Origin of the sequence: Flavobacterium silvaticum (assembly GCF_012911565.1) — a bacterium.
Classification (GTDB): Bacteria; Bacteroidota; Bacteroidia; order Flavobacteriales; family Flavobacteriaceae; genus Flavobacterium; species Flavobacterium silvaticum.
The window spans coordinates 80,054-104,308 of sequence record NZ_JAAMPU010000107.1; the positions used below are offsets into that span (position 1 = coordinate 80,054).

Genomic DNA, 24,255 nt, shown 5'->3' on the forward strand with positions numbered 1-24,255 from the left:
ACGTTTATATCATGAAAAGGATTATTCTGATTTTATTGGCATTCGTCCTGTGTTCGTGTCGCGAGAATAAGATCACATTTCCAGATTTGGATCCGGATCCCATGATCGATGCTTTCAAAAGAAATAAAGTCGATTACTATATAAGAATGCAGGCAGCCAGAGATACGATTTATCAAAAAGATTCCGTTGTCATAAACCATTCCGGCTACATCACAGATAAGATCACAACGCTGGGCTGGATGGATAATGAGCATTATGAATATGATTCCATAAACAGAATACGTATTGCCAAGACTGACAGTGACATCCATAGCCATCTTAAAAGCACATATATATGCAAACCGTCACAACATAAGGTCCTTGAATGTGTTTATCATAAAAGTTTTGGAGCCTATCTGACTTATACAAAGGATACGATCCATTATTTGTTTGACGACAAGATGGAATTTTTGAAGCAAAAAATTTGTGTTAGCGACAAGGATACGACATGGGTTAGACGCTACAGCTATAATAAACGTGGAAAGCTGATCCGGATTTTAGAGAAGAACCTCTACGATAATATTCAATCCGAAGTACGTTATGGCTATGACGCCGATACGATCCTGAGACAGATAACGGATTACGTAAACCGGGTGGAATACATTTCTCCCTATACCGGGCTGATCGATTCCGTAAAAAAAAGTTTTCCCAAAGAGAAAACCATTTATGTCTATCATTTCAGGAAGTGATTTAAGTTGAAATGGCAGAAAAACGTCAGCCTTTTTCAATAAACACAGAAACCAGGCTCTTTCACAAAGGATTATTCACTAACAATCGTGTGTGTGGAAAACGATTTTTCCTTTTGGATAAGTTTGTCAAAAAAAACTATATTGCCTAAAAATCAATCTGATATGAAGCATTATTACTTAAGCATATTATTGCTGTTTGCCGGACTTATTGCCAATGCACAAAGCGGAATGGCAACGGGTAAAAATACCGATTCCAAAATCCGGGAGGTATACGGCAACCAGACCGAAACCATGATCATGAACGACAAAGACCGGAAGCAGCTTCTTGCAGATATGTTGCAGACGCGGGCTATACTGGTAAATCAAGCTGAAAGCTCCAGTGAAAAATTTCCTAAGATTTCGTCGGTTCCATTATTCAATAAATACAATCCCGAATTGGAACGCGATACTACCGGACCGGCTTTCAATCCCGATACCTTCAATGTCCTTAAATACAAAATTCCGCTTACTGCAAACCGTACGTTGGTTTACAGAATCGACGGAACAAATTACCTGCTTGTCGTCAATCCTCAAATCGTTGCGAAATCATGAAAAAGATACTACTCGGATTTTTGTTTCTCGCTTCGTTACATAGCATCGGACAGAACTTCAATATGAACAATGGATCTTCAACCACATGTGATGGTCTTTTTTATGATTCAGGCGGTCCGGACGGAAATTACAACCTCAACCAAAACCTGACAAAGACATTTTATCCTTCGCTTGCGGGTTCTTCGGTCAAGGTATCATTCTCAAGTTTCAGTCTTGAAGACCAGGCCGATATTTTATTCGTCTACGATGGCGGAAGTGTAACGGCACCGTTGATTGGCGGATTTACGGGAGAAACGCTGCCGCCGGTACTTAAGGCATCGGCGACGAATACTTCAGGCGCGCTTACGTTTCGGTTTCTTTCAGACGGACAGACTACGATGGGCGGTTGGGAAGCTTCCGTTTTATGTGTAACGCCTTGCCAATCGATAGAATCCGTTTTGGTAAGTACGGTTCCTGAGGCCGATCCGGCGGACGGACTCATAAAGATATGTCCCGGAACAACGGTCCAGTTCAACGGTGATGCGGTATTTGCCAATTCCGGGGCCGGAGCGACCTATGTCTGGACCATTGGAGATCTGGAAATCGAAGGCCAGAATATCACCCACACGTTTGAAACCGGAGGTGCTTACATGATTGGCCTCAGGGTTACCGACGCGTCCGGCTGTATCAATACGAATTCTTTGAACCGCGTGGTCCAGACGTCGTTCGAGCCTGCTGTATTAATCGCTACAGACCTTAATGAAGATAATAGTTTATGGATGGAAGCCCAGACAAGTTCTGCCAGCTTCACGTATGACTGTACGCCATCTGTTCCCGGAGTTACTTTTCTTCCTGACGGTAGCGGCGCATCTTATCAATCCACTATTTATGTAAATTGTTACGACCCTGGGCAGACGCTATCGAATCCAGATCAACTTTTGGGTATTTGTTTGAATATGGAACATTCCTATCTGGGAGATCTGACTATCAGATTGGTAAGCCCGAACGGCCTGGATGTGGTATTGAAATCGTATCCTGGCGGGGGCAATACCTGGCTTGGAATACCGGTAGACGACCAGGACAACCCTTTCGAGCCCGGAACCGGAAGTGAATACTGTTTTTCAATGGATGCAGCTACCACACTTGTCGATGCCCCAACATATATTCCTTATTTCGGATCGAGTGGAGTCAGCGTAGTTCCCGGAACATATCTTTCGGAAGGTAGCTTCAGTTCGCTCGTCGGAACTCCGCTGAATGGGACCTGGACTATACTTATTACGGATAATCTCGCCATTGATAACGGCTTTATCTTCGATTGGACTCTGGAATTCGCACCTGAGCTTTTGCCGGACGACCTGGCTTTTGAGACACAAATCATGGAAAGAGGCTGGTTGCCAGACCCTTCAATTATAGAGCAATATGACACTATAGCTATCGTAGGTTCGCCAGAAGCCGGAGAGGAGTGCTTTACTTATTTTGTGACCGATAATTTCGGGTGTACTTACTACTATGAACAATGCGTCGAACTCGAAGCGTTGGGAATTGCCAATATTACAGGGGAAGATGAGATCCAACTGTTCCCAAGCCCGGCCAACGACAACTTTAAGATTGCAGGTATTGACAGATTCGATCCGTCTTCCACAAAAATCACCATTACAGATGCGAGTGGCAAGCGGCTCAAGGCATATGACAAGGCCCAGACGTATGATGTTTCAGACTTGCAATCTGGAATTTATTTCATTACCGTTACCGATGCTTCCGGACACATCGTCAAACGCCTGATAAAGAATTGATGGTTAAATGAATAATGAAAAAGAGGGATTTTAGTCCCTCTTTTTTATTCCGGTAAATTAATACGGTCGTCTATAAACCGGCGGATAATCTTATAACGCCGAATGAATATCAGGGCCGTTATCAAAACACCCAGGTACAAAGCCATGAACAAACCTTCGCTGATGTGATTCGCATCGTCTTTCAAAACAGTGGCACAGCCGGCAATAATGAAAAGCACAAGGCTTACGGAAATAATTTTCAGAAGCATCCTGAACATAATGAATGGAGTTTGGTTTTTATGGAACGATTGATCGTGATACATTATTGTACGTATAAAACAGTCTTTCCGGTTTTACCATTTCGTATCTTTCTGCTATGAAAATGATAATCATCGGAGCCGGTGCGGCCGGGCTTATGGCGGCTTATGAATTGACGCGGAAAAATATTGAGGTAATCGTCCTCGAACGTGAAAACCGGATTGGCGGAAGGATACATACACTCATTCCGGATGGTTTTTCCCAGACTATAGAAGCAGCAGCCGAATTCATCCATGGCGAACTTCCGCTTACGCTTTCACTCATGAAAAAAGCAAAGCTTCCGGTTTCAAAAGTCTCGGGGCATTTCTATTCGTTTGCATCCGGCAGATTGAAATCGGGATTTGGAGATAGTACAGTCTGGTCATTGTTTTATGAAAAAGCCGATGCCCTCCAACGTGATCAGACGCTTTCAGAATTTCTTGAGGAAAATTTTCCCGGAAAAGAACATAATTCTTTCCGTACAGAAGTTATAGCAATGGCCCAAGGGCTTGATCTGGCTGATCCCGATAATCTCAGCGTATTCAGTATCCGTGAGGAATGGGCGTCTGAAGACCAGCAATACCGGCCGCATTCGGGCTATGTCTCTTTGCTGCAGTATCTGCATAACGAATCGGCCAAAGGTCAGTATGAATTACATCTGAATGCGAAAGTATCAAAAATCGATTGGAAACCCAATGCCGTAAGAGTCCATGCTTCGGATAAAATCTATGAAGCGGAAGCCGTAATAATTACTTCATCGGTAGGAAATATGCAGGCCCGACAGTTGGAATTCGTTCATCCGATTCCGCATAAGCTTAATCTTTTCCATGCCATCGGATTCGGAAATGTCATCAAAATCATCCTTGAATTCGACCGTGCTTTTTGGGAAGAAAGGGCAGAAGCGCTCGGTTTTTTATTCACGCCCCAATCCATCACGTTCTGGACGCAGCTCGAAGAACACAAGCCGATACTGACGGGATGGATCGGGAATTCTCATGTATCCGAGTATCAGGATAAAACAGATGCCGAAATTATCGAATCAGCTCTGGCCGCACTTGTGCCTGTATTCGGTGATATCCGCGACATTTTCAAAATCGGGGCGGTCTTTACATATGATACAGATTCAGCTTCCGGCGGCGGTTATTCTTATCTGAAAATCGAATCCAAAAAAGCCATAGCCGAATTGAACAGAGGCATTGAAGATACGATTTGGTTTGCAGGGGAAGCCTTGCACCCGAAAGGTGAAATTGCTACTGTGGAAGCGGCTTTGCAAAGCGGACGGTCTGTCGCAAGGAAAATTTCCACATTGAAACAGTAATCTTTAGCAATCTGCCATATTCACCGCAACGGCCAATCCGCCTTCACTCGTTTCCTTATATTTCGAGTTCATGTCCTGGGCCGTTTTCCACATGGTATCGACTACTTTATCGAGGGGGACTTTGGCATTTTTGGCATCGGTTTCCAAGGCGAGTTCTGCCGCGTTGATGGCTTTTATGGCGCCCATGGTATTGCGTTCGATGCACGGAATCTGGACCAATCCGCCAATCGGGTCGCACGTAAGGCCAAGATGATGTTCCATTGCGATTTCTGCCGCCATCAATACCTGTTCGGGTGTTCCGCCTAGCAATTCACAAAGTGCTCCTGCCGCCATCGCTGACGACACGCCAATCTCGGCCTGGCATCCGCCCATGGCTGCCGAAATGGTCGAGCCTTTTTTAAAGATGCTGCCAATTTCGCCGGCAACCATCAAAAATTGCTTGATTTCCTTTTCACCCGCTTTGTGGTTTTCAATGACCAGATAATACATCAGAACGGCCGGGATCACGCCCGAGCTTCCGTTGGTCGGAGCCGTTACGACGCGTCCGAGGGATGCATTGACTTCATTGACGGCCAATGCGAAACAGGAAACCCATTTCAATATCTGTCGGAATTTAACCTCAGTCTTGCGGATCACATGGAGCCATTCCCACGGATTCGAATAGGGTAATTCCCCAATTAAATTCTGGTGCATATCGAAGGCACGGCGACGCACGTTCAAACCACCGGGTAATGTCCCGGAAGTGTGGCAGCCGATGTACATGCATTCGAGCATGGTTTCCCAGATACGCATCAATTCTGAATTGACTTCAGGTTCCGGACGCATCGACTTTTCGTTCTCGTATACGATTTCTGAAATACTCTTGTTGTGTCGGTTGCAATAGGCGAGGAGTTCGTCCGCCTTTTGTATCGGATATGGAAACGCACATTTGATGATTTCTTTGGCTTTGGCGTTCGGCCGGTCTTCCTTGACGACGAAACCGCCGCCGATGGAATAGAACGTGGTTTCATATTCAGAACCATCTTCCAAAAAAGCGGTGAATTTCAATCCGTTGGCATGGAACGGGAGAAAATCTTTGTGGAAGACAATATCCGTTAGAAATGAAAACGGGATTTCCTTGTTATTCCCTAGCTTCAACACCTGTGTTTCCTGGATTTTCGCAACGATTCCTGAAATATCTTCAACCGGGATGTATTCCGGATCCTGTCCGCTTAAACCAAGCATGACCGCAAAATCTGTAGCGTGTCCTTTTCCCGTCAGTGACAGCGATCCGTATAAGTGGACTTTTACGGTTTCGGTCGTGTCGAAGATTCGTTCCGATTTGAGTTCCGATAGGAAACGTTCGGCTGCGCGCCACGGACCAAGTGTATGGGAACTCGATGGGCCGACGCCGATTTTAAGCATGTCGAATACGGAGATGCATTCTTCCATTGTAGCAACTTATTTTTTTACAAAAATACGTATAGGTTGATTTAAAATCTCATTTATTTTAAGGATAATCTAAAAATAATATAGTAAAAACGAGATAGTGATAATTAGTTGCCGAACAGGATTTTAAAATCCGATTCCATTTTAAGCCGGTGCGCAAGGTCGCTGCTGAATTTTTTTGCACCCTTGGAATTCATATGGGAAACATTGTAGAAATTCGATTGATCCATGGAAAGACTGTCCTGTGAATAATCGTAGAAAGGAATTTTGTTTTTGATAGCTATATCCCGATACAACTCCATGACTTCTGCACGATTTTTTGTAAAAGATTGGCCCTTTATATATTCGGGAGCAAAGACAAAGACCACTTTGATTCCTTTTAGACGGCATTCCGAAAGAAAATCATTGAACTGCTGCACGACGCGTGAATCAATAGTTATGATTTGCCGGTGAAAATTTTTCTTCACTTTTTCAAAATCTCCCATCCAATTCCTGTCACTCGATTGGAATCCATGTTTTCGTTCGACGGGGTTAGGTTGTCCGCGACTTATCCTAAAAGCTTCCTTGATTGCTCCTAACTTTCCGTAGTATCTGATTAAAGGGACATACTTATCCAGCAGATTATAACCTGTGCGTCCCGATGTAGCACTGATGAATTCCCGATCCCAAAGTAAGAACGGTAGGAATTGGTCCGGATTGTATAAATCATCCCGATAGGTAAGCGTATGCGGATCCAGTATCTGCACAATGAGTTTGGGCTGACGGTTCCTGTCCAGAAGTAATCTGTGACTGCAATATTCCATTCCAAACGTATATCCGTCTACGCCGAGATTATAGGCCGGCAATCCCAGCGTATCAGACAATAGTTGTGGATCTGCCATAACCCAGGCACGTGAACTGCCGTAAATTGCGATATCTGAATTTACCTTTCCGTGTACAAGATCACGCCACGGCTCGTATTCTTTCATTGCGTATCCGTTCGACTTTTCAAGGTTAATTGAAATACAGCGATCGATGGGATAACTTAGGATTACCAGTGGCAGGCAAAAAAGCGACAGGCGTTTAAGAAATTTTTTCATCGGGCTAGAACTGGAAATAAATGAATTGCTGATTCAATGCAGCAAAAACAAGGATTATGGCCAACAGCAAATAATAGAACCCCCATCTCAATGTAACATTCGACAAAAACAGTGAGGCAATGGCATACGGTTGACGTCTTCCAATCCATTCAATACAGAAAAAGAAAACGATAAGTATGTAGAAAGGATACATCTTGGAATGTAAAAAAGTTGACTCCATGGCCATTGGGCCTGAGCACATCCGGGAAATGTAATCGAGTGCGTGTGAAAGGTTCTCGGCACGAAAAAAAATCCATGCAAAACAGACCAATGAAAAAGTGACTGCCATAGACAGGATTTCAGGTACGTTTGGCAGGCTTCTATGCTGGGCCACGATTTCCATATGGCGTCTGTTGCGATTCAACAGGACAGACGGCATCATATAAATCGCGTGCAATAATCCCCACACGATAAAGGTCCAGTTCGCCCCATGCCAAAAGCCGCTTACGAGGAAAATTATAAATACATTCCTGATTTTTTGCCAGGTTCCGCCTTTGCTTCCCCCTAAAGGTATGTAAAGATAATCCCGAAACCACGATGAAAGGGAAATGTGCCAGCGCCGCCAGAATTCAGCGATATTTCTGGAAAAATAAGGATGTGAAAAGTTTCGCAGTAAATCAATACCGAATAAACGGGCTGTGCCCAGTGCAATATCTGAATAACCGGAAAAGTCACCATAGATTTGTATTGCAAATAACATCGCGCCTAAAACCAAAGTCGATCCGCCCGAATGGGAATGCGTATCGAAAAGCAGGTTGGCGAAATGGGCACAGTTGTCTGCAATCACTACTTTTTTAAAGAAGCCCCAAAGAATTTGCCGAAGCCCGTCTGTAGCTTTGGCCTGGTCGAATGGCCGTTTTTCCTTTAGCTGTGGAAGCAGATGCGTAGCGCGTTCGATTGGCCCTGCTACCAAAAGCGGAAAAAAACTGACAAAGAGCGAATAATCTACAAAATTGCGTTCTGCGCGGATTCGGCTTTTATGAATGTCGATCACGTAGGAAAGTCCATGAAATGTATAGAACGAAATTCCAACCGGCAATACAATTTCGAGCAATTTGGGATGAATCGAAAGGCCTAAGTGAGATGAAGCTTCCGCAAAAGAATCAGCGAAAAAGTTGTAGTATTTGAAAACACCCAGAAAGCCGGCATTTATTATAATACTCAGCCACAACCAGAATCTTCTATGGTTTGTTTTCAGGGCGTTCTCTATCCGGATTCCAGTGTAATAATCGAGCAGTGTCGAAAAAATCAGGACAAACAGGAACCGCCAGTCCCAGCACGCGTAAAAATAATAGCTTGCCGCAAGCAATAAGCCGTTTTGCAATTTCAGGCTTTTGCGCGACAAACCCCAATATAAGGCAAATACGACCGGAAGAAAAATCGCGAAACCCGCGGAATTGAAAAGCATGGCTGTCAGGTTGCCGCAAATATAGCAACAAGGCTGTAAAAACGATTTTTGTAATTGAGGAATGTTTACCTAACGATTGATAGTTAACAATCAACCCTGTCAGTGATGGATAAGTTGACTATTGGAAACACAGCATCAGAAATTAGTGTTACCTGATTATGTGTTACGCGATTTATAGTAACGGCAAATTGCGTAACAGGTTGATTCGATTTCGTTATATTTTTCCAGGCGATTTATGGAATAGTGTTTGGTTTTGAGATTTTTAGGAAATCGATAACAAATGAAAAGTAAAACGATTGTCAGGATTTTAAGCGCGATTGGATTTTTATTGTTGATAGCGCCTTTTTATGATCATTGCAATGGTAGCAGGTTGAGGAGGGTAAAAGATGAAAAGGCCGAAGAAGTTATTGTGGATTCTATTTCCCCAATAAATGCTAAATCTGATACTGTTGTGACAAGTGTCCCGATAAGAGATGGATTATCTTTTAAATCGATATATAGGTTTATGGACGATCCGGAATCTGAAAACGCATACGAAATTTCACAACTCGGGTTTGAACAGCTAGAAAGCCTGTTTACTGAAAAGATTCCTTTCAAAGAATTACAAGACGAATATCATGAAAAAGGGATGAAGAAATTTGTGGGGAACATAAGTTTTTGGATTAAAAATCTATGCTTTTCATTTATCGTCCTGTTTACCATTTTGATCTTTCCAATTTCTTTTTCCCGATGGACAAAGATGCTGTACCGACTTCAATTTGTCAATCTGTTGTTTTTGATTATCTCAATTTGCGCTTTGATGCTTGACGGAAGCTTTGAACAATGGTCCCAAATAAAATGGGGCTACTACGTTTTCACGATTGTACAGTTGAACTTGTTGCATTTTACGCGAAAACTCTCGGTTCACAACTGGTGTCATGAGCCACATTTCTCCAGATAATATTCTATTACCTGCTTGCCGCTTTTCGATTCGAAATCTTTTTCTTCCATGGCTTTGACCAATTCAGGGCAGATATCGGCAAAACGTTCCGCAACTGTCTTTCGCATGGCGCTCTTGCCACCTATCATGGCCATGCCTTTGATGTCGACCCAGAAATACAGTGCATAATCGGTATTGGGATAATGCATATAATAATAGGTTCCGGGAGTCGAGGTACGGATGTCGCCCACCACTTCATAACCTACGAAATCCACACGGGCACTATGATACATAACCGGAAACCAGCTTTTCTTTTTATCTTTCTTAACCTTGTCATTATGACCCTGAGCCGTGTACAATCTGACAAAAGCATTGATCTCGTTGCCCATGGTTATTTCCATCCGTGACAGGTCATCGCTTTTGATTTTTTCTTCGGCTGCGGTGGAATCGGCCTTGAACCCGACCCAATTGCCCGTTTGTTTATAAAAACCCCAGGTCTCGTTGAAATCTACAAGACCTTCGCGCATGGTGCCGTTGGTGAAATAGAGTTTACCCGGACGCGGTCTTGCGCAGGTAAGTAAGGCAGACAGAAGGCAGAAAAGTAGTAGTTGTTTTTTCATTTGGTTTGGTTTTGAGCTCAATATAGAAAAAAGCCCGTAAAATAAAAAGAAGGCTGTAATGTCATCTTGTCACCTCTTCCTGACATTTTCCTCAATGGCACAATGGTTGACTAACGGGCGGCGAAATAAAAAATAACGATAACAATAAACAATAATAAAAATGGGTAAAATAATCGGAATTGACTTAGGTACCACGAACTCCTGCGTAGCAGTAATGGAAGGCAGTGAGCCGGTGGTTATCCCGAACTCGGAAGGCAAGCGCACCACGCCATCGGTGATTGCTTTTGTTGAAGGTGGCGAAATCAAGGTTGGTGATCCTGCAAAACGTCAGGCGGTTACCAACCCGACAAAAACCATCGCTTCGGTAAAACGTTTCATGGGTAACAAATACTCTGAATCCAAAAATGAAGCAGACCGCGTTCCTTATAAAGTGGTCAAAGGTGACAACGACACGGCCCGTGTGGACATCGATGGCCGTTTGTATACGCCTCAGGAATTGTCAGCGATGACATTGCAGAAAATGAAAAAAACTGCCGAAGATTATCTTGGGCAAACCGTAACGGAAGCCGTCATCACGGTTCCGGCTTACTTTAATGACGCACAGCGCCAGGCTACAAAAGAAGCCGGTGAAATCGCTGGCCTTAAAGTAATGCGTATTATCAACGAGCCTACTGCTGCTGCTTTGGCGTACGGACTCGATAAAAAATCCACAGACCAAAAAATCGCCGTTTACGATTTGGGTGGTGGTACGTTCGATATCTCTATCCTTGAATTGGGCGATGGCGTTTTTGAAGTATTGTCTACGAATGGAGATACACATTTAGGTGGTGACGATTTCGATCAGGTGATCATCGATTGGCTGGCTGACGAATTCAAATCTGAAGAAGGTGTTGATTTGCGTCAGGATCCAATGTCATTGCAACGTTTGAAAGAAGCTGCTGAAAAAGCGAAAATAGAGCTTTCTTCATCGGCACAGACAGAAATCAACCTGCCATATGTAACGGCTACGGCTTCAGGGCCGAAACACTTGGTTAAAACATTGACACGCGCGAAATTCGAGCAATTGGCAGATACGTTGGTAAAGCGTTCCATGGAACCGGTTGCCAAAGCATTGAAAGATGCCGGTTTGTCAAAATCTGACATCGATGAAGTGATCCTCGTCGGTGGATCTACACGTATCCCGAAAATCCAGGAAGAAGTGGAGAAATTCTTTGGTAAAAAACCGTCGAAAGGCGTAAACCCTGACGAAGTCGTAGCTATTGGTGCTGCCATCCAAGGCGGTGTTTTGAGCGGAGATGTAAAGGACGTATTGCTCTTGGACGTGACGCCGCTTTCACTTGGTATCGAAACAATGGGCGGTGTTCTGACCAAACTGATCGAATCGAATACGACTATCCCAACCAAGAAATCACAGGTTTTCTCGACAGCTGCAGATAATCAGCCAAGTGTTGAAATCCATGTGTTGCAGGGAGAAAGAGCGATGGCTGCCGATAACAAGACCATCGGTCGTTTCCACCTTGACGGGATTCCGCCGGCACCGAGAGGCGTTCCTCAAATCGAGGTTACGTTCGATATCGACGCGAACGGAATCATCAAAGTTTCGGCTACCGATAAAGGTTCAGGGAAATCACACGATATCCGTATCGAAGCTTCATCGGGACTTACTCCGGAAGAAATCGAAGCGATGCGTAAAGATGCCGAAGCCAATGCCGACGCAGATAAAAAAGCGAAAGAGAAAGCAGAAAAACTCAATGAGGCTGACAGCATGATTTTCCAGACGGAATCTCAGCTGAAGGAACTTGGGGATAAACTTTCCGACGGAAACAAAACAGTTCTGGAAGGCGCTTTGAACGAATTGAAAGCCGCTTATGAATCCAAAGATGTCGATGTAATCCAACCTGCATTGGACAAAATCAACGAGGCGTGGAAAAATGCTTCCGAAGAAATGTACAAGCAAGGTGAAGCCGCTCAGGGCCAGCCACAGCAGGAAGCTCCACAGGCAGAGTCACAGGACAATGTTCAGGATGTGGACTTTGAGGAAGTGAAATAATAGTTAACAGATAACAGTTAACGGTTAAAAGTTTGAAAGCCGGATTGGAAACAGTCCGGTTTTTTATTGCCCTAAATTGTCCCTGAAATGAGGCTCAAATTGTTAATCATTAATTGTTAATTGTTAATTACCATTTCCCTATCTTGTAGAAAAAATCCAAATCATGAAAAAATACCTGCTATTACTTTGCGCTATTGCGGCCTGCAGCGGTTCGTTCGCTCAAAAATCAAAAAAGAAATCTACAAAGGGTAAGGCCAAAACCACAGCGACAAAGACACTTGCCACATCAGGTGACATGAAAGCCGAAGCCGGAAACGGATTCCTGGTGTTTTACCTTACGAAAACAGATACGGTCCACGCCAGGACTTTAGGCGGAACAGTTTCAGATGTGAAGATTACGCCATTTACATCGGGCGGTGCCAAATTGTGCAGCCTCAGTTGGACAGAAAAGAAAAAAGTCGGAGAATTGAAAACAAAGTTGGAAGAAAGTACGTCAGTGCGGACTGAAATCTATGATCCGGCGACAAAGGCAAATCTATTCACGAATACCAAAACAGATACGGATATTACGGAAGTCGTATTCCTTGATAAGGTCAAAGTGGTATCTGAAACCCAATATAAAAAGCGGCATGAAGGAATGGATCTGACCATTACACCGGCTGGCGATTTGATCGTAAAAGGAAAATCGTCCGAAACAAAATATGTATACAATGCAGATCAGAAAAAATTCCTGAATAAAAAATAATCGTCTAGCTTCTAAAAGCAAAAAGCCCATCAGTATAGATGGGCTTTTCTCATTACTCAATTAACAACCTAACTTACTTATTACGGAATAATCCTTTTAGTTTTTGAAGGAACCTTTTCCTTGCAGATTGGTTTACAGGAGCAAAACCTGCAAAGCCCAAGCCGCCCAATATATATTTATCTTCATTTTTCTTTTTAAGTTCGATTTTGACAGGTTGGTTATTTTGAATCACAACTTCACATTTTTCATAGTCAGGATGAATGAAAATCAACGTTGAGCCTTTTTGGCATCGCAACGTGAATTCGCCTTTTTTGTTAGTGACAGTATTGATGATGTTTCCGTCGATACTGATTTTTACATTCTTCAATGGTTTTCCGTTTGCCAGGACAATTCCCTTAATTGCCGGATTGGACGCAGGCTTGCCTACAATCAGATTTTTTCTTTCTACCAGGACTGTGTCGCCCTTGATTGATTGTGCATTTGCCGTAGTTCCTGAACTGAATAACCCTAAGAAGCCAATCGTGGCAGCAAGGTATCGGGGATATTTTTTTGAAGGGGTGATCAAGGGGCGATCCAGTTGGGACGGAAGAAATCGTCCGCAGAGGTTTTCCTGGTTTTTGATTCGTTCGAGTATTTGCCTATCCGAATCGGAAGTAAAATCAAATACTTTTTTCTGGCAGGAATCGCAAAAACGCCCTTTTTCCAAGGCAGTCATTTTGTTCCAGTTTTCATGGCAGGGTTGCGCAATCGAGAGAATGATATTTTGTTTCATGACCTAAGGTTTTCTTGTATAGAGTACAATTGAAACAAAAAGGTTGGGAAGGAGGTGAAAATTTTTTAGTTGCTTTCACAGATTGTCTCTCTTACGATGAGACTTCATACAGATTCGCTAAGATATCATGGGAAGGTACTTGCAATATGGAATATTCAATCTTTTGAAACTTTAACATAATATATATGAAAAATGTATCTCATAAATTTCAGGATTATGTAGGGAATACCATTGGCCCCTCCCCAGTGCCAAAGTAATGATTTGGAAAATACTTTTAGTACACAAAAACTGCCGCAAAAGTTAAAGTTTGAAATCAAGCTCTCCTCAAAACCTCGCCTCAAAAAAAGCAATCAATTTTGTCTGGAAGTCAATCATCGTCGGTAAATCCCAGTCGCCGTGGCCGCCTTCCGGATATAGATAATATTCATTGTAAACACCAGCTTCATCCAATTTGGATTTAAGACGTGTGGCCTGTGAAACCGGAATCAACGGATCTTGTCCGCCGTAGAACATCACAGTAACCGGAGCTTCAGAAGAAACATGAGTAGCCGGACTGACTTCGGCGAAAAGTTCCGGATTTTCGTCATAGGAAACATTTCCTATGAGTGGGGTCAGCCCATATTCAAAAACCGGATTTCCTATATAAGCCGGATCGGTGAAATCCGTCGGACCGACTATGCTGCAAACCGCTTTTACCTCATGATCGGGATCATATTTATAACTGTATAATAAAGACAGATGCGCTCCGGCACTTACTCCTATGAATCCATAATCATCTGAAATCTGGTAACCGGCGTTTTGGATGAATTGAATTGCCAAAGCTATATCATCGATCTGTTTCGGGAAGGCCGGACTCGTATCGGTTCCCAATCTATAATCAAGGTTAACGATGGCGTAATCCGGAAATTCAGCCTGTAGAGCCGGAACTACATAGCCCATATCGGTTCGGGAGCCTTCTGTCCAGCCGCCTCCGTGTACGAGGACGAAAACTTTGGTATCCGAGGTTCTGTCAGCAGGAAGATAGACATCGAGTTTTTGCTCCGCATCTGGTCCGTAAGAAACGTCCGTCAGCGTCTGTGCAGGAAGATTGGGTTGATCCTGGGTGGCATCATCATCTGAACCACACCCAAACAAAAAAAGTAAAGCGAATAGGGAAGAAGCAATATATTTCATAGCAATAAATTAAAAAGCAGGCCGAAACCTGCTTGTAATCAACGTAAAATCAAGGTTTTTATTTTTGCAGAATCTGATTTACAGACAGCCAATTATTAATTACTGATCGAAATCTCAAATAGCTTATCCCAGTTCTTTCCCGTCACGAAAAACGTTCCGGTAGATTTGCGATACGCGATTCCGTTGAGAACTTCTGCTTCTTTTGCCTTTAATTCTTTGCGAAGGTCGGCAAGATTCAGAATCCCTTCCACGGCTCCCGTTACCGGATCAATAAGGGCAATGGCATCTTGTTGCCAGATGTTTCCATACAGTTTTCCATTGACAAATTCCAATTCATTCACCCGTTGTATTTTTCCGGATTGTGAATACACATTTACATAATCCAAATGTTTTTGCGTCGCCGGATCCACGCGCCATATTTTCTCGGTTCCATCGCTGGCGTAAATGTATTTGCCATCGTTCGTCATTCCCCAACCTTCGATGTCTTTGTCATAGGTAAATTCCTTTTCTTTTTTCATTGTGTCGGCGTTGTAGACAAAGCCTGTCTTTTCCTGATAGGTGAGCTGATAGATTTTTCCGCCGATTACCGTGATGCCTTCGCCAAAATATTCCGGTGTCAAATCAACCTGCTTGTATGGCTTAGCTGTCCTGAAATCTGATTTACGGATCCACGACGCGCCTTTTTGGCCCGTACTTTCCATCAGCGTATCACGATAAAATTCAAGTCCTTCGGTAAAAGCGGCCACATCATGCGGATAGGTATTCAACACTTTGTATGAAAGCAACTTGGGTTCTATGCTCGAAACCACTTCAATACGTCCGTCGATTTCCTGGCCTGAAGTTTCCCCGTCGAAATAAACCAATGCTTTTAGTTTCTGGTATCCGAAAGACACATCTTTTAACGCAAATTCAGTTTTTTGCAACCCTTTTACAGACGCCGCTTTTTTATCGTTAACAAAATAAACCACGCTGTCTACAGCTTTATCCTTAAGGCTCGTAAGCTCCAACGTCACCGAATCTTCCTTTTTATACTTCGTTTTGAAGTTGGACTCATTGAAGCTGAAAAATTTTTCTTTCGGATCATCTTTTCCGCAAGACCCGAGTAAAAGACCTAACCCAATGGTTGTTAATAATTTGTATGAAGACATGTTATGTTTTTTTGTTGTTTTGTGCCTTCGTCCAGCTATTTTAGGCCTCCGGCGCTTGCGAAAATACGAAAAGATAGTATATTTGCAACGGCAAGTCCTGTACGACCAGCTCCTGCAGAATCCCCCAGGATGGGAACATAGCAAGGGTACGCGGTTGTAGCGGTGCGATACAGGTCGCTTGCCTTTTTTTTCTTTTTTTGATCTTCCTTTTGGAGGATTTTTTTTTGGCGTTGCTGTCGCAGGAAACTTTCTGTAAAAAGCAACAATCGATTTGCTCCAGCCAGGCTCTCGGCACTCGCTTTTTTGCAGTCAGAATGCTTCATGACTTTTTTTACTCTAACAGCAATTTCTTACGGTTGAAGATCATTAACAGCAAAAAGAGCTCAAACATATGCCTCCATCCTTAACGCGGACGTTTTCAACCCGGACCGATATCTATTTATGGAAATTCAGGATATTTACAGTAAATTATATACATGAAATTCTCAGCTCCAATCCCAATGCTCTACACCAATGAGCTAGACGAATCCATAGATTTCTACACGAATCAGTTAGGTTTTACCTGCGGCGAACGAAACAACGAATGGGGTTGGGCGGCGCTTTACAAAGATGATTGTGAGTTTATGTTTGCCAAACCGAATGAGCATATTCCGTTTGATAAGCCTTTTTTCACCGGAAGTTTTTACATCAAAGTTCCAGATCCGGACGGGCTTTTCAGGCAACTGAAAGATGCTGTCAACGTTTGTTACGAACCGGAAACATTCGAATGGGGGATGCGGGAATTCGCCATTTATGACAACAATGGATATTTGCTGCAATTCGGTTGTGAAGTGTAGCCTTAAGCCAGTTTAGAGGGTGTATTTGAAAATGTTGGTAAAATCCGGCCAGTAACATTAGCAACAGATGATTAAGGCGCATGGAACAGAGAATTTTCATGCCCGCATCCACTACTAAACGTTGGCTATATTCTCATAAGTATTAGAGGGGACGATTTATGGTCATACATTCTAGTAAGCTCAAATGAAGACCAGTGATAAAATTAATTTACGATATAGAGATAATGGAGATGGGCAACGTCAGGCTGTAGTGAAATTCAAATTCAAAAACATTTCACAACGTTATCCACCAGCAAACTTTAACAAAAAGTACATTTTTTCTGTACCAATACAATGGGTATTTTTTTTAGGGATAAACACCGGCCCCTTCCCTGAAGGTAATTTCCATATTTTTCCGATACGATGGATACATAAAAAATGTATCAATTGTTAAAATGTGATTTTTAAATCGCGGCTTTTTTCGTTCTTTGCCTTCCATATGACAAACATGAAAGTAGTACTCATCACCGGCGCTTCATCCGGACTCGGAAAATCCATAGGGGAGTATCTGCTCACAAAAGGACATTCTGTTTTTGGAACCAGTCGTAATCCGTCAAAATACCCCGATTCAAAGTTTCCGCTGATTGCCATGGATGTGCGCGATGTATCCGGTATCAATGCCTGTGTAGCAGAAGTCATTTCCAAAACAGGAGGAATAGACGTCCTGGTCAACAATGCCGGTGTCGGAATTCTGGGGCCGCTCGAAGAAATCCCGACCGATGAAATCCGCAATCATTTTGAAGTGAACCTATACGGCCCAATCGAAGTCATGAAAGCCGTACTTCCGCAAATGCGTCTGCAAAAGTCAGGTCAAATCATCAACATCACATCTATAGCCGGTTATACGGGTTTGCCATTCAGGTCAGTTTATTCCGCCGGAAAAGGCGCTTTGGAACTGCTAAGCGAAGGCATCCGTATGGAAGTTAAATCATTCGGAATCGATATCAGTTGCCTTGCCCCTGGCGAATTTGCCACGAATATTGCTGATGGACGGTATTATGCACCTCAATCTGCAGAATCTGCTTATGCCGAAGTTTATGGACGAACCATCGATTTGATCAACTCACAGGTCAATGCAGGCGACGACCCGATTTTGGTTGCCCAAGCCGTTTCCGCTATTATCAATCAGCATAAACCCAAGATACATTACAAGGTCGGGCCTTTTATGTCGCGCCTTTCGATTGTACTCAAAAGGATATTGCCAGACAAGGTTTATGAACGAATCCTGATGAATCATTATAAACTCTAACCGAATCAATAATTTAATGTGTGTTTTTTACACTTATTTAAGTTTCGTTGGATAAATTAGGACAGAAAAGCGTAAATTTGTCTTCGGAATACTAAATCACAATTAAAAAGAACAATATGAAATTCTTCATTGACACAGCAAACCTTAAAGAAATTGGCGAAGCGGAACAACTTGGCGTATTGGATGGCGTAACTACAAACCCGTCGCTAATGGCCAAGGAAGGCATCACCGGAAAAGATAATATCCTTAAACATTATGTAGACATTTGTAATATCGTGGCAGGTGATGTGAGTGCCGAAGTAAACGCAGTGGATTTTGAAGGCATGGTGCGTGAAGGTGAAGAACTTGCTGAATTGCACGAGCAGATTGTCGTGAAACTTCCAATGACGCGTGACGGTGTGCGTGCCTGTAAATATTTCACCGACAAAGGAATCCGTACCAATGTTACGTTGGTATTTTCACCGGGACAAGCACTTCTTGCCGCTAAAGCCGGAGCTACTTATGTATCGCCGTTCATCGGTCGCCTTGATGATATTTCTACAGATGGTTTGAACCTGATCCAGGAAATCCGTGAGATTTATGATAACTACGGATACGAAACTCAAATCCTTGCCGCTTCCGTGCGTCACACCATGCACATTGTGAACTGTGCCAAGATTGGTGCCGATGTCATGACCGGACCGCTATCTGCAATCCTCGGATTATTGAAGCATCCACTTACTGACAGCGGATTGGCTCAGTTTCTTGCTGATTATGCCAAAGGAAACAGTTAATAGGAAACTTCGAATAAACAAAAAGGATCGGTATTACCCGATCCTTTTTTATTTCATTGAGATAAGCCCTACGTGAGCCGGTTCATTGAGTTCTTTTTCAAATTCCGAATCGAACAGGTTGGTGAAGGCGTTTTTGATGCGCCCGTCTTTGTCGAGGATTATGGTGCGGTGGATTTTTGTTATGGCCCATCTGTTCCTCAAATCCTGAAAATCCCGCGTGGAATATTCGGCAATTCCGGTGGCTTTGAGTTTGGCCAGATTTTCGACCCATTTGTCTTTGTTCATATCGACGTTGATCGCTACGAACCTTAGTTCCGGATGTTTTTTCATCATATCGACCGCTTTTTGATGCACTGCGAAAAAGTGGGAACTGAGTTTTTCGGTCCAGAAGAATATAACCGTCGGTTTTCCGGTGAATGAATCGGAACTGATATCATTACCCGAAGCATCGGTAAGGTTTACAACCGGTAAATGGTTTCCGGGCTTAAGCAATTGGATGGCGTTCCCGATTTTGGTGATTTCGTTCTTTCGGATGTCATCGGTAGAAAACTTATGGAACATATCCAGGAATTTCTGGTTGTTTTCCATGCGTTGGTCTTCGAGCAGATAGGAGAAAGCGATATTGTTCAGGACGATATTCCGTACCTTTTCATTTTTTATAAGGGAATCGGCGACCTGTAGTTTGTTCAAATTAGTCTTTAGCGCCAAGTCTTCCTGCGAAAAATGATTGTGATACGTAATAGACGACATATTGTTGATCATATGTGTCAGGTAATTCACATAAGGCGAGAAGCCGGAAAGCAAGCTGTCGTTCAGGTCCAAATGCTGCCTGTAATCATAAAAATCTTTCGGAAGCTGTTCTATCACATCATTTCCGGTACGCAAGCGGTGAACGTTCGGATAAATTTCCTTCTTGGCGTAATAGTGATAATCCATGGCAGCTTTGGCATATTTGTCAAAACCGTCGCTCCATTTGATTTTCTCTTTTTTCTTTTCATAGAATTTCTCGTCGGAATTGTGGCTGGCGTCAATCCTCTTTGTAAAATCGGCCAGGCCAAGATCGAAGTTTTCAAAAAGGCTGTCTTTGTCCGCTTCGTTTCTCAGGTATTGCTCCATGAGAAAGTTGTTTTTCTGGTCGCCTCGTCCGCACCAAACCACCGATTGATCGAAGTCACGTGAATTGACACGTACCATCAAACTGTCGTTCTTATCGAAATACACATATTGATATTCCGGATCATGCCTGAAACTGTAAAGCCCGGGCGTAAGTGAATCAAAAGCTATAAAAAAAGTATTGTTGGCTTTAAGCGGAATGGTATCCAACACATCACCATCCTTACAGAAAAGTACATAGCGGTTCTGAGGGTTTACCACTTCGCCACCAAAATAGGCCCTGTAATCATTTCTGCCAAATTCTTTGTGGCAAGAACCGAGAAGCGGCAGCAACCCGGCCAGCAACACAACGGTTCGCATGGCTCTCATTTCAATCATTTCTCATAGGGGATAGGTCACAAAAATATCGGCAAAGCGTAAGCCATTGTGTTAAGGCATCGTTAAATGTAAAAGGCTAAAATATCGGATTGCGGCATCATTTCCTACTACTGGATTTTATTGTTACTTTTGCGCCCTGATTTAAACCAACTTTTCATGCTTACAGTAAATAATTTATCGGTACAATTCGGCAAGCGCATTTTGTTTGACGAAGTGAATACCGTCTTTTCCGATGGGAACATTTATGGTGTCATTGGAGCCAACGGCGCCGGTAAATCCACTTTTTTAAAAATATTGTCAGGCGAATTCGATCCGACTTCGGGCCATGTTTTCCTTGAACCGGGCAAACGGATGTCCGTCCTGAACCAGAACCACAACATGTTCGATGAGCACACCGTTCTGGAAACCGTGATCATGGGGAACAAAATGCTCCATAAGGTCAAGGCCGAAATGGATGCGTTGTATGCCGATTACGATGACAAAAATGCCGACAGAATTGGTGAACTTCAGGTCCAGTTTGAGGAAATGAATGGATGGAATGCCGATTCAGATGCCGCCACGATGTTATCGAACCTTGGAATAGGAGCGGAGCATCATTACACTATGATGGCAGATTTGGACGGAAAACTCAAAGTACGTGTGCTCTTGGCCCAGGCGCTTTTCGGAAGCCCCGATGTACTGATCATGGATGAACCGACGAACGACCTCGATTTGGAGACCATCACCTGGCTCGAGAATTTTCTGGCCAATTATGAAAATACAGTGATTGTGGTTTCCCACGACCGTCACTTTTTGGATTCAGTGTGTACGCATATTTCCGATATCGACTTTGGAAAAATCAATCATTATTCAGGAAATTATACGTTCTGGTACGAATCGAGCCAATTGGCTGCCAAGCAACGTGCCCAGCAGAACAAGAAGGCCGAGGAGAAAAAAGCGGAACTCGAAGAATTCATCCGTCGTTTTTCTGCCAACGTAGCCAAATCCAAACAGGCGACATCGCGTAAAAAGATGATCGACAAATTGAACATCGCCGATATCAAGCCGTCGAGCCGTCGTTATCCTGCCATCATCTTCGATCAGGAACGCGAAGCAGGCGACCAGATCCTGAACGTCCAGAACCTTGCCGCTTCAATCGATGGTGAAACCTTGTTCACCAAAGTCGACCTGAATATGGCCAAAGGTGATAAAATCGTAGTTTTTTCAAAAGATTCACGTGCTACCACCGCTTTTTATGAAATCATCAATGGCAGGCAGGAAGCCGATGCCGGAACTTTCGATTGGGGAATTACAACTACGCAGGCTTATCTTCCGCTTGACAACCATGAATTCTTTGAAGTCGATCTGAACCTTGTCGATTGGTTGCGTCAATGGGTCAAGACCGAAGAAGAACGCGATGAAGTATATGTACGCGGATTTTTAGGGAAGATGATTTTCTCCGGAGAAGAAGCGCTTAAATCTGCCCGTGTATTATCAGGAGGTGAAAAAGTACGTTGCATGACATCCAGAATGATGATGCAGCGCGCGAATGTCCTGATGCTCGACGAACCGACAAACCATTTGGATTTGGAATCGATCACGGCTTTCAACAACTCGCTCAAGAATTTCAAAGGCTCGGTACTTTTCAGTACGCATGACCACGAATTCGCACAGACAGTCGCCAATCGTGTGCTGGAACTCACGCCAAAAGGAGTCATTGACCGTTATATGACTTTTGACGATTATCTCGACGATCCTAAAATAAAGGAACTTCGCAAATCGATGTATGAATAAAAAAATCCCGGTCAGTAGCCGGGATTTTTGTTTATGAAGACATCAATTCGGCCTTTAATCCAAGTAGCTTTTTTTTGTTTTGCACATAAGCCCTCTGCAGCACCGCCATATATAAATTGAGGACGATTGCCTTTTGATTGATTGCCTCATGGTTGTATTTGTCGTTTGTGAAATAACGCGGCCTGTCTGAAATATAAGCATTGAATGCATTCGTGGCTTCGTCTGTAATGGCTGCTTTATAGGCTGCGGATTTCATCAGATGGGAAAGCTCATCACAAAAAGAATCCTCTATATGATAGAACCTGTTCAGTTTTGCATGTATCAATTCAGGTTGGTTGTTCTGATACGCGAATTCGAATTCCTCATGCATTTCAGTATACTTTTTGGCAAGACGATCAAATTCCGCATCCATTTTATAAAAGGAATCGTAGGCTTTCCTGAATTCATCTTTTCTGTCTTTTTCTGATGCCAGCCGGCGGAAAAAAGCATAGATGTCTTTGTCGTTTTGCTGTATTTGTTTCACCGTTTCGGCCATTTTTTTAGCGAGAATTTCAGCTACGAGTGAAGCTTTGTCAGACGAATACCGACCACTTTCATACTCGAAATTTCTATATGCCGCAGGATTTTGGGTCATGTATTCCAGAAAGTTAAGGTCGTTTTGAAGTGTAGCCAGTTCAGAAAGCAATGCAACTTGACTGGTTCCAAAATAAGTGACGTTTTCCGGATCCGAAGCATCTGTAGCATCCAAATCGAGATGCAACGGGTTGTGATTGTCATAATATCCGTTGAAGCATTCCGGAAAGTCATTGATTTCTTTGGTAAACGATGCTTCAAAATCGGCCCCGGAATCAAAAACAGGCTCATTTTCAAATGTAACATCGCGATACAGAAATGCTGTCGCTTCTTCCTGGGTCTTTTTTAGATTGGAGAATAAGATTCCGGCCGGACGGCAATCAGCAGGTATTTCCATATAATTTCCACTTTTATATGAGAGAATCCGATCTTCATCTGACGGATGCGAAGCCCACAAATCTTTAACCCTGATGTAAGATTTGACACCGGCCGCTGCCTTTTCTGCGGACACATAGGGAAAATTATTTTCAAGCGGAAGCTTTAGCCTTTGTGCCATCAGATTCATGGCTATGGTTTGTCTGCTGAAGATATTGTCTGGCTTGATCCCGTTGCGAATCTGACCGTTGTAATAATCGACAACCTGATCCAGGCTATCGGAAACCAGATTCATCCGAAGCAACGAATCAATCATTGGTTTTGTACCCACATATGTCGCGCCAACGGCATCGGCATGGAATTCCATTTCGCGTGAAAGGGCGAGGTTTCCTTTATTGACCTGGGAATACATCTGCCTCAATACAAACTGCACCCCTGAATTGAACACGAAAGCGAGCCAGTTCACTAGTTTGAAATAAATACTGGCGTTTGACCACGAAGCGATTGTATTGTTGTAGCTCTCGTTGTCATACAACAGGTTATGGATGACTTTATTGACATTATGGACATAAGAGCCGACAGCCATCGAACGTTGGGAAAAGTGCCCGAATTCGTGGGCGAGAATTCCTTTGAATTCGCTCACGGTGACTCCGTTGACCAATCCGAGACCTATATTGAGGTTCTTACGCACCGGAAAAAACATGCTCCAAAAAGAGGAAGTATAAAATACCGAAGCATTTACATTATAAGACAGCAATACTTTTTTGGGAAATTTTGTACCGATGCTTTGAGTCAGGTCAAGAATCACGTTTTTGAGTTCGGGTTCTTCGTCGAGATTGAGTTCAATCATATTGAGTTCTTGTCTCTCAGATGAACTGAACAGAAATTTTATCATATAGTACACAATAAATCCGCCCGAAGCAAAAAGTCCTATGCCAAGTGCTAAAGTGGCGAACATCGGCTTACTGATTATAAGCATTAGGGCTACATAACCCAGTGCTGCAAAACAGGCAATTGCCATCACAAGAAGAATCAGGTATATAATAGCAAAAAGAATTACCAGCATTACGGCGATTGTCG

Annotated in this window: 21 protein-coding genes and 1 other RNA gene; 12 read left to right on the plus strand and 10 right to left on the minus strand. The window is 43.2% G+C overall.

What is annotated here, in order from left to right; genetic code table 11:
• Positions 1–11 precede the first annotated feature (11 nt).
• The 3 genes from G6047_RS12135 (at position 12) to G6047_RS12145 (ending at position 3,091) form a co-directional block, all read left to right on the plus strand.
• The gene (locus G6047_RS12135; protein WP_169527896.1) at positions 12–728 is read left to right on the plus strand and encodes a hypothetical protein; all 717 of its coding nucleotides are present in this window, start codon (positions 12–14) and stop codon (positions 726–728) included.
• A gap of 162 nt (positions 729–890) precedes the next feature.
• Positions 891–1,319, plus strand: a complete 429-nt coding sequence (locus G6047_RS12140) for a hypothetical protein (protein WP_169527897.1) — start codon at positions 891–893, stop codon at positions 1,317–1,319.
• Positions 1,316–3,091 (plus strand): PKD domain-containing protein, encoded by a 1,776-nt coding sequence (locus G6047_RS12145; protein ID WP_169527898.1) that lies wholly within the window; start codon positions 1,316–1,318, stop codon positions 3,089–3,091. Before G6047_RS12140 ends, G6047_RS12145 begins: the two co-directional genes overlap by 4 nt.
• 44 nt (positions 3,092–3,135) lie before the next feature.
• Here G6047_RS12145 and G6047_RS12150 read toward each other — a convergent pair whose 3' ends face one another.
• Entirely contained in the window at positions 3,136–3,348 is a 213-nt protein-coding gene (locus G6047_RS12150) for a hypothetical protein (RefSeq protein WP_169527899.1), read from the minus strand.
• A 98-nt stretch (positions 3,349–3,446) separates the two neighbouring features.
• Between G6047_RS12150 and G6047_RS12155 the strand changes: the two genes are divergently transcribed.
• Entirely contained in the window at positions 3,447–4,685 is a 1,239-nt protein-coding gene (locus G6047_RS12155) for a flavin monoamine oxidase family protein (protein WP_169527900.1), read from the plus strand.
• Positions 4,686–4,688: 3 nt separating this feature from the next.
• Here G6047_RS12155 and G6047_RS12160 read toward each other — a convergent pair whose 3' ends face one another.
• From G6047_RS12160 to G6047_RS12170, 3 genes are all read right to left on the minus strand, one after another.
• Entirely contained in the window at positions 4,689–6,116 is a 1,428-nt protein-coding gene (locus tag G6047_RS12160) for an L-serine ammonia-lyase (RefSeq protein WP_169527901.1), read from the minus strand.
• 104 nt (positions 6,117–6,220) lie between these two features.
• Positions 6,221–7,192 (minus strand): hypothetical protein, encoded by a 972-nt coding sequence (locus G6047_RS12165; protein ID WP_169527902.1) that lies wholly within the window; start codon positions 7,190–7,192, stop codon positions 6,221–6,223.
• A gap of 4 nt (positions 7,193–7,196) precedes the next feature.
• On the minus strand, positions 7,197–8,639 hold the full coding sequence (locus G6047_RS12170; RefSeq protein ID WP_169527903.1) for an MBOAT family O-acyltransferase: 1,443 nt from the start codon (positions 8,637–8,639) through the stop codon (positions 7,197–7,199).
• 280 nt (positions 8,640–8,919) lie between these two features.
• Here G6047_RS12170 and G6047_RS12175 point away from each other — a divergent pair, with 280 nt between their 5' ends.
• A complete protein-coding gene (locus tag G6047_RS12175; RefSeq protein WP_169527904.1) occupies positions 8,920–9,579 on the plus strand; it encodes a hypothetical protein in 660 nt (219 codons plus the stop codon).
• Here the strand turns inward: G6047_RS12175 and G6047_RS12180 are convergent.
• A complete protein-coding gene (locus tag G6047_RS12180) occupies positions 9,555–10,178 on the minus strand; it encodes a hypothetical protein (protein ID WP_169527905.1) in 624 nt (207 codons plus the stop codon). The genes G6047_RS12175 and G6047_RS12180 overlap by 25 nt on opposite strands.
• Positions 10,179–10,338: 160 nt before the next feature.
• Here G6047_RS12180 and dnaK point away from each other — a divergent pair, with 160 nt between their 5' ends.
• Both dnaK and G6047_RS12190 read left to right on the plus strand, forming a co-directional pair.
• Positions 10,339–12,228: a molecular chaperone DnaK gene (gene dnaK / locus G6047_RS12185; protein ID WP_169527906.1), complete on the plus strand. Its 1,890-nt coding sequence runs from the start codon at positions 10,339–10,341 to the stop codon at positions 12,226–12,228.
• 163 nt (positions 12,229–12,391) lie between these two features.
• Positions 12,392–12,973: a hypothetical protein gene (locus G6047_RS12190; RefSeq protein WP_169527907.1), complete on the plus strand. Its 582-nt coding sequence runs from the start codon at positions 12,392–12,394 to the stop codon at positions 12,971–12,973.
• A 73-nt stretch (positions 12,974–13,046) separates the two neighbouring features.
• Here the strand turns inward: G6047_RS12190 and G6047_RS12195 are convergent, their stop codons facing one another.
• The 3 genes from G6047_RS12195 to G6047_RS12205 form a co-directional block, all read right to left on the minus strand.
• Complete coding sequence (locus G6047_RS12195) at positions 13,047–13,745, minus strand: carboxypeptidase-like regulatory domain-containing protein (protein WP_169527908.1); 699 nt, start codon at positions 13,743–13,745, stop codon at positions 13,047–13,049.
• 324 nt (positions 13,746–14,069) lie between these two features.
• Positions 14,070–14,918 (minus strand): alpha/beta hydrolase, encoded by an 849-nt coding sequence (locus G6047_RS12200; protein WP_169527909.1) that lies wholly within the window; start codon positions 14,916–14,918, stop codon positions 14,070–14,072.
• 95 nt (positions 14,919–15,013) lie between these two features.
• Complete coding sequence (locus G6047_RS12205; RefSeq protein WP_169527910.1) at positions 15,014–16,066, minus strand: glutaminyl-peptide cyclotransferase; 1,053 nt, start codon at positions 16,064–16,066, stop codon at positions 15,014–15,016.
• 88 nt (positions 16,067–16,154) lie between these two features.
• Here G6047_RS12205 and ffs point away from each other — a divergent pair.
• The 4 genes from ffs to fsa all read left to right on the plus strand — a co-directional run bounded on the left by ffs (position 16,155) and on the right by fsa (position 18,963).
• An RNA gene (ffs, locus tag G6047_RS12210) (signal recognition particle sRNA small type) lies at positions 16,155–16,253 on the plus strand.
• 289 nt (positions 16,254–16,542) lie between these two features.
• On the plus strand, positions 16,543–16,902 hold the full coding sequence (locus G6047_RS12215; RefSeq protein WP_235946539.1) for a VOC family protein: 360 nt from the start codon (positions 16,543–16,545) through the stop codon (positions 16,900–16,902).
• Positions 16,903–17,389: 487 nt separating this feature from the next.
• The gene (locus tag G6047_RS12220) at positions 17,390–18,190 is read left to right on the plus strand and encodes an SDR family oxidoreductase (RefSeq protein WP_169527911.1); all 801 of its coding nucleotides are present in this window, start codon (positions 17,390–17,392) and stop codon (positions 18,188–18,190) included.
• Positions 18,191–18,306: 116 nt separating this feature from the next.
• Positions 18,307–18,963, plus strand: a complete 657-nt coding sequence (gene fsa / locus G6047_RS12225; protein WP_169527912.1) for a fructose-6-phosphate aldolase — start codon at positions 18,307–18,309, stop codon at positions 18,961–18,963.
• 48 nt (positions 18,964–19,011) lie between these two features.
• Here the strand turns inward: fsa and G6047_RS12230 are convergent, their stop codons facing one another.
• Complete coding sequence (locus G6047_RS12230; protein ID WP_169527913.1) at positions 19,012–20,454, minus strand: TlpA family protein disulfide reductase; 1,443 nt, start codon at positions 20,452–20,454, stop codon at positions 19,012–19,014.
• Positions 20,455–20,610: 156 nt separating this feature from the next.
• On the opposite strand from G6047_RS12230, the gene G6047_RS12235 reads away from it, so the two are divergent.
• Positions 20,611–22,227 (plus strand): ABC-F family ATP-binding cassette domain-containing protein, encoded by a 1,617-nt coding sequence (locus G6047_RS12235; protein ID WP_169527914.1) that lies wholly within the window; start codon positions 20,611–20,613, stop codon positions 22,225–22,227.
• Positions 22,228–22,258: 31 nt separating this feature from the next.
• Here the strand turns inward: G6047_RS12235 and G6047_RS12240 are convergent, their stop codons facing one another.
• Positions 22,259–24,241 carry a M48 family metallopeptidase gene (locus tag G6047_RS12240; RefSeq protein WP_169527915.1) on the minus strand — a complete coding sequence of 661 codons (1,983 nt, stop codon included), beginning with the start codon at positions 24,239–24,241 and terminating at the stop codon, positions 22,259–22,261.
• Positions 24,242–24,255 lie beyond the last annotated feature (14 nt).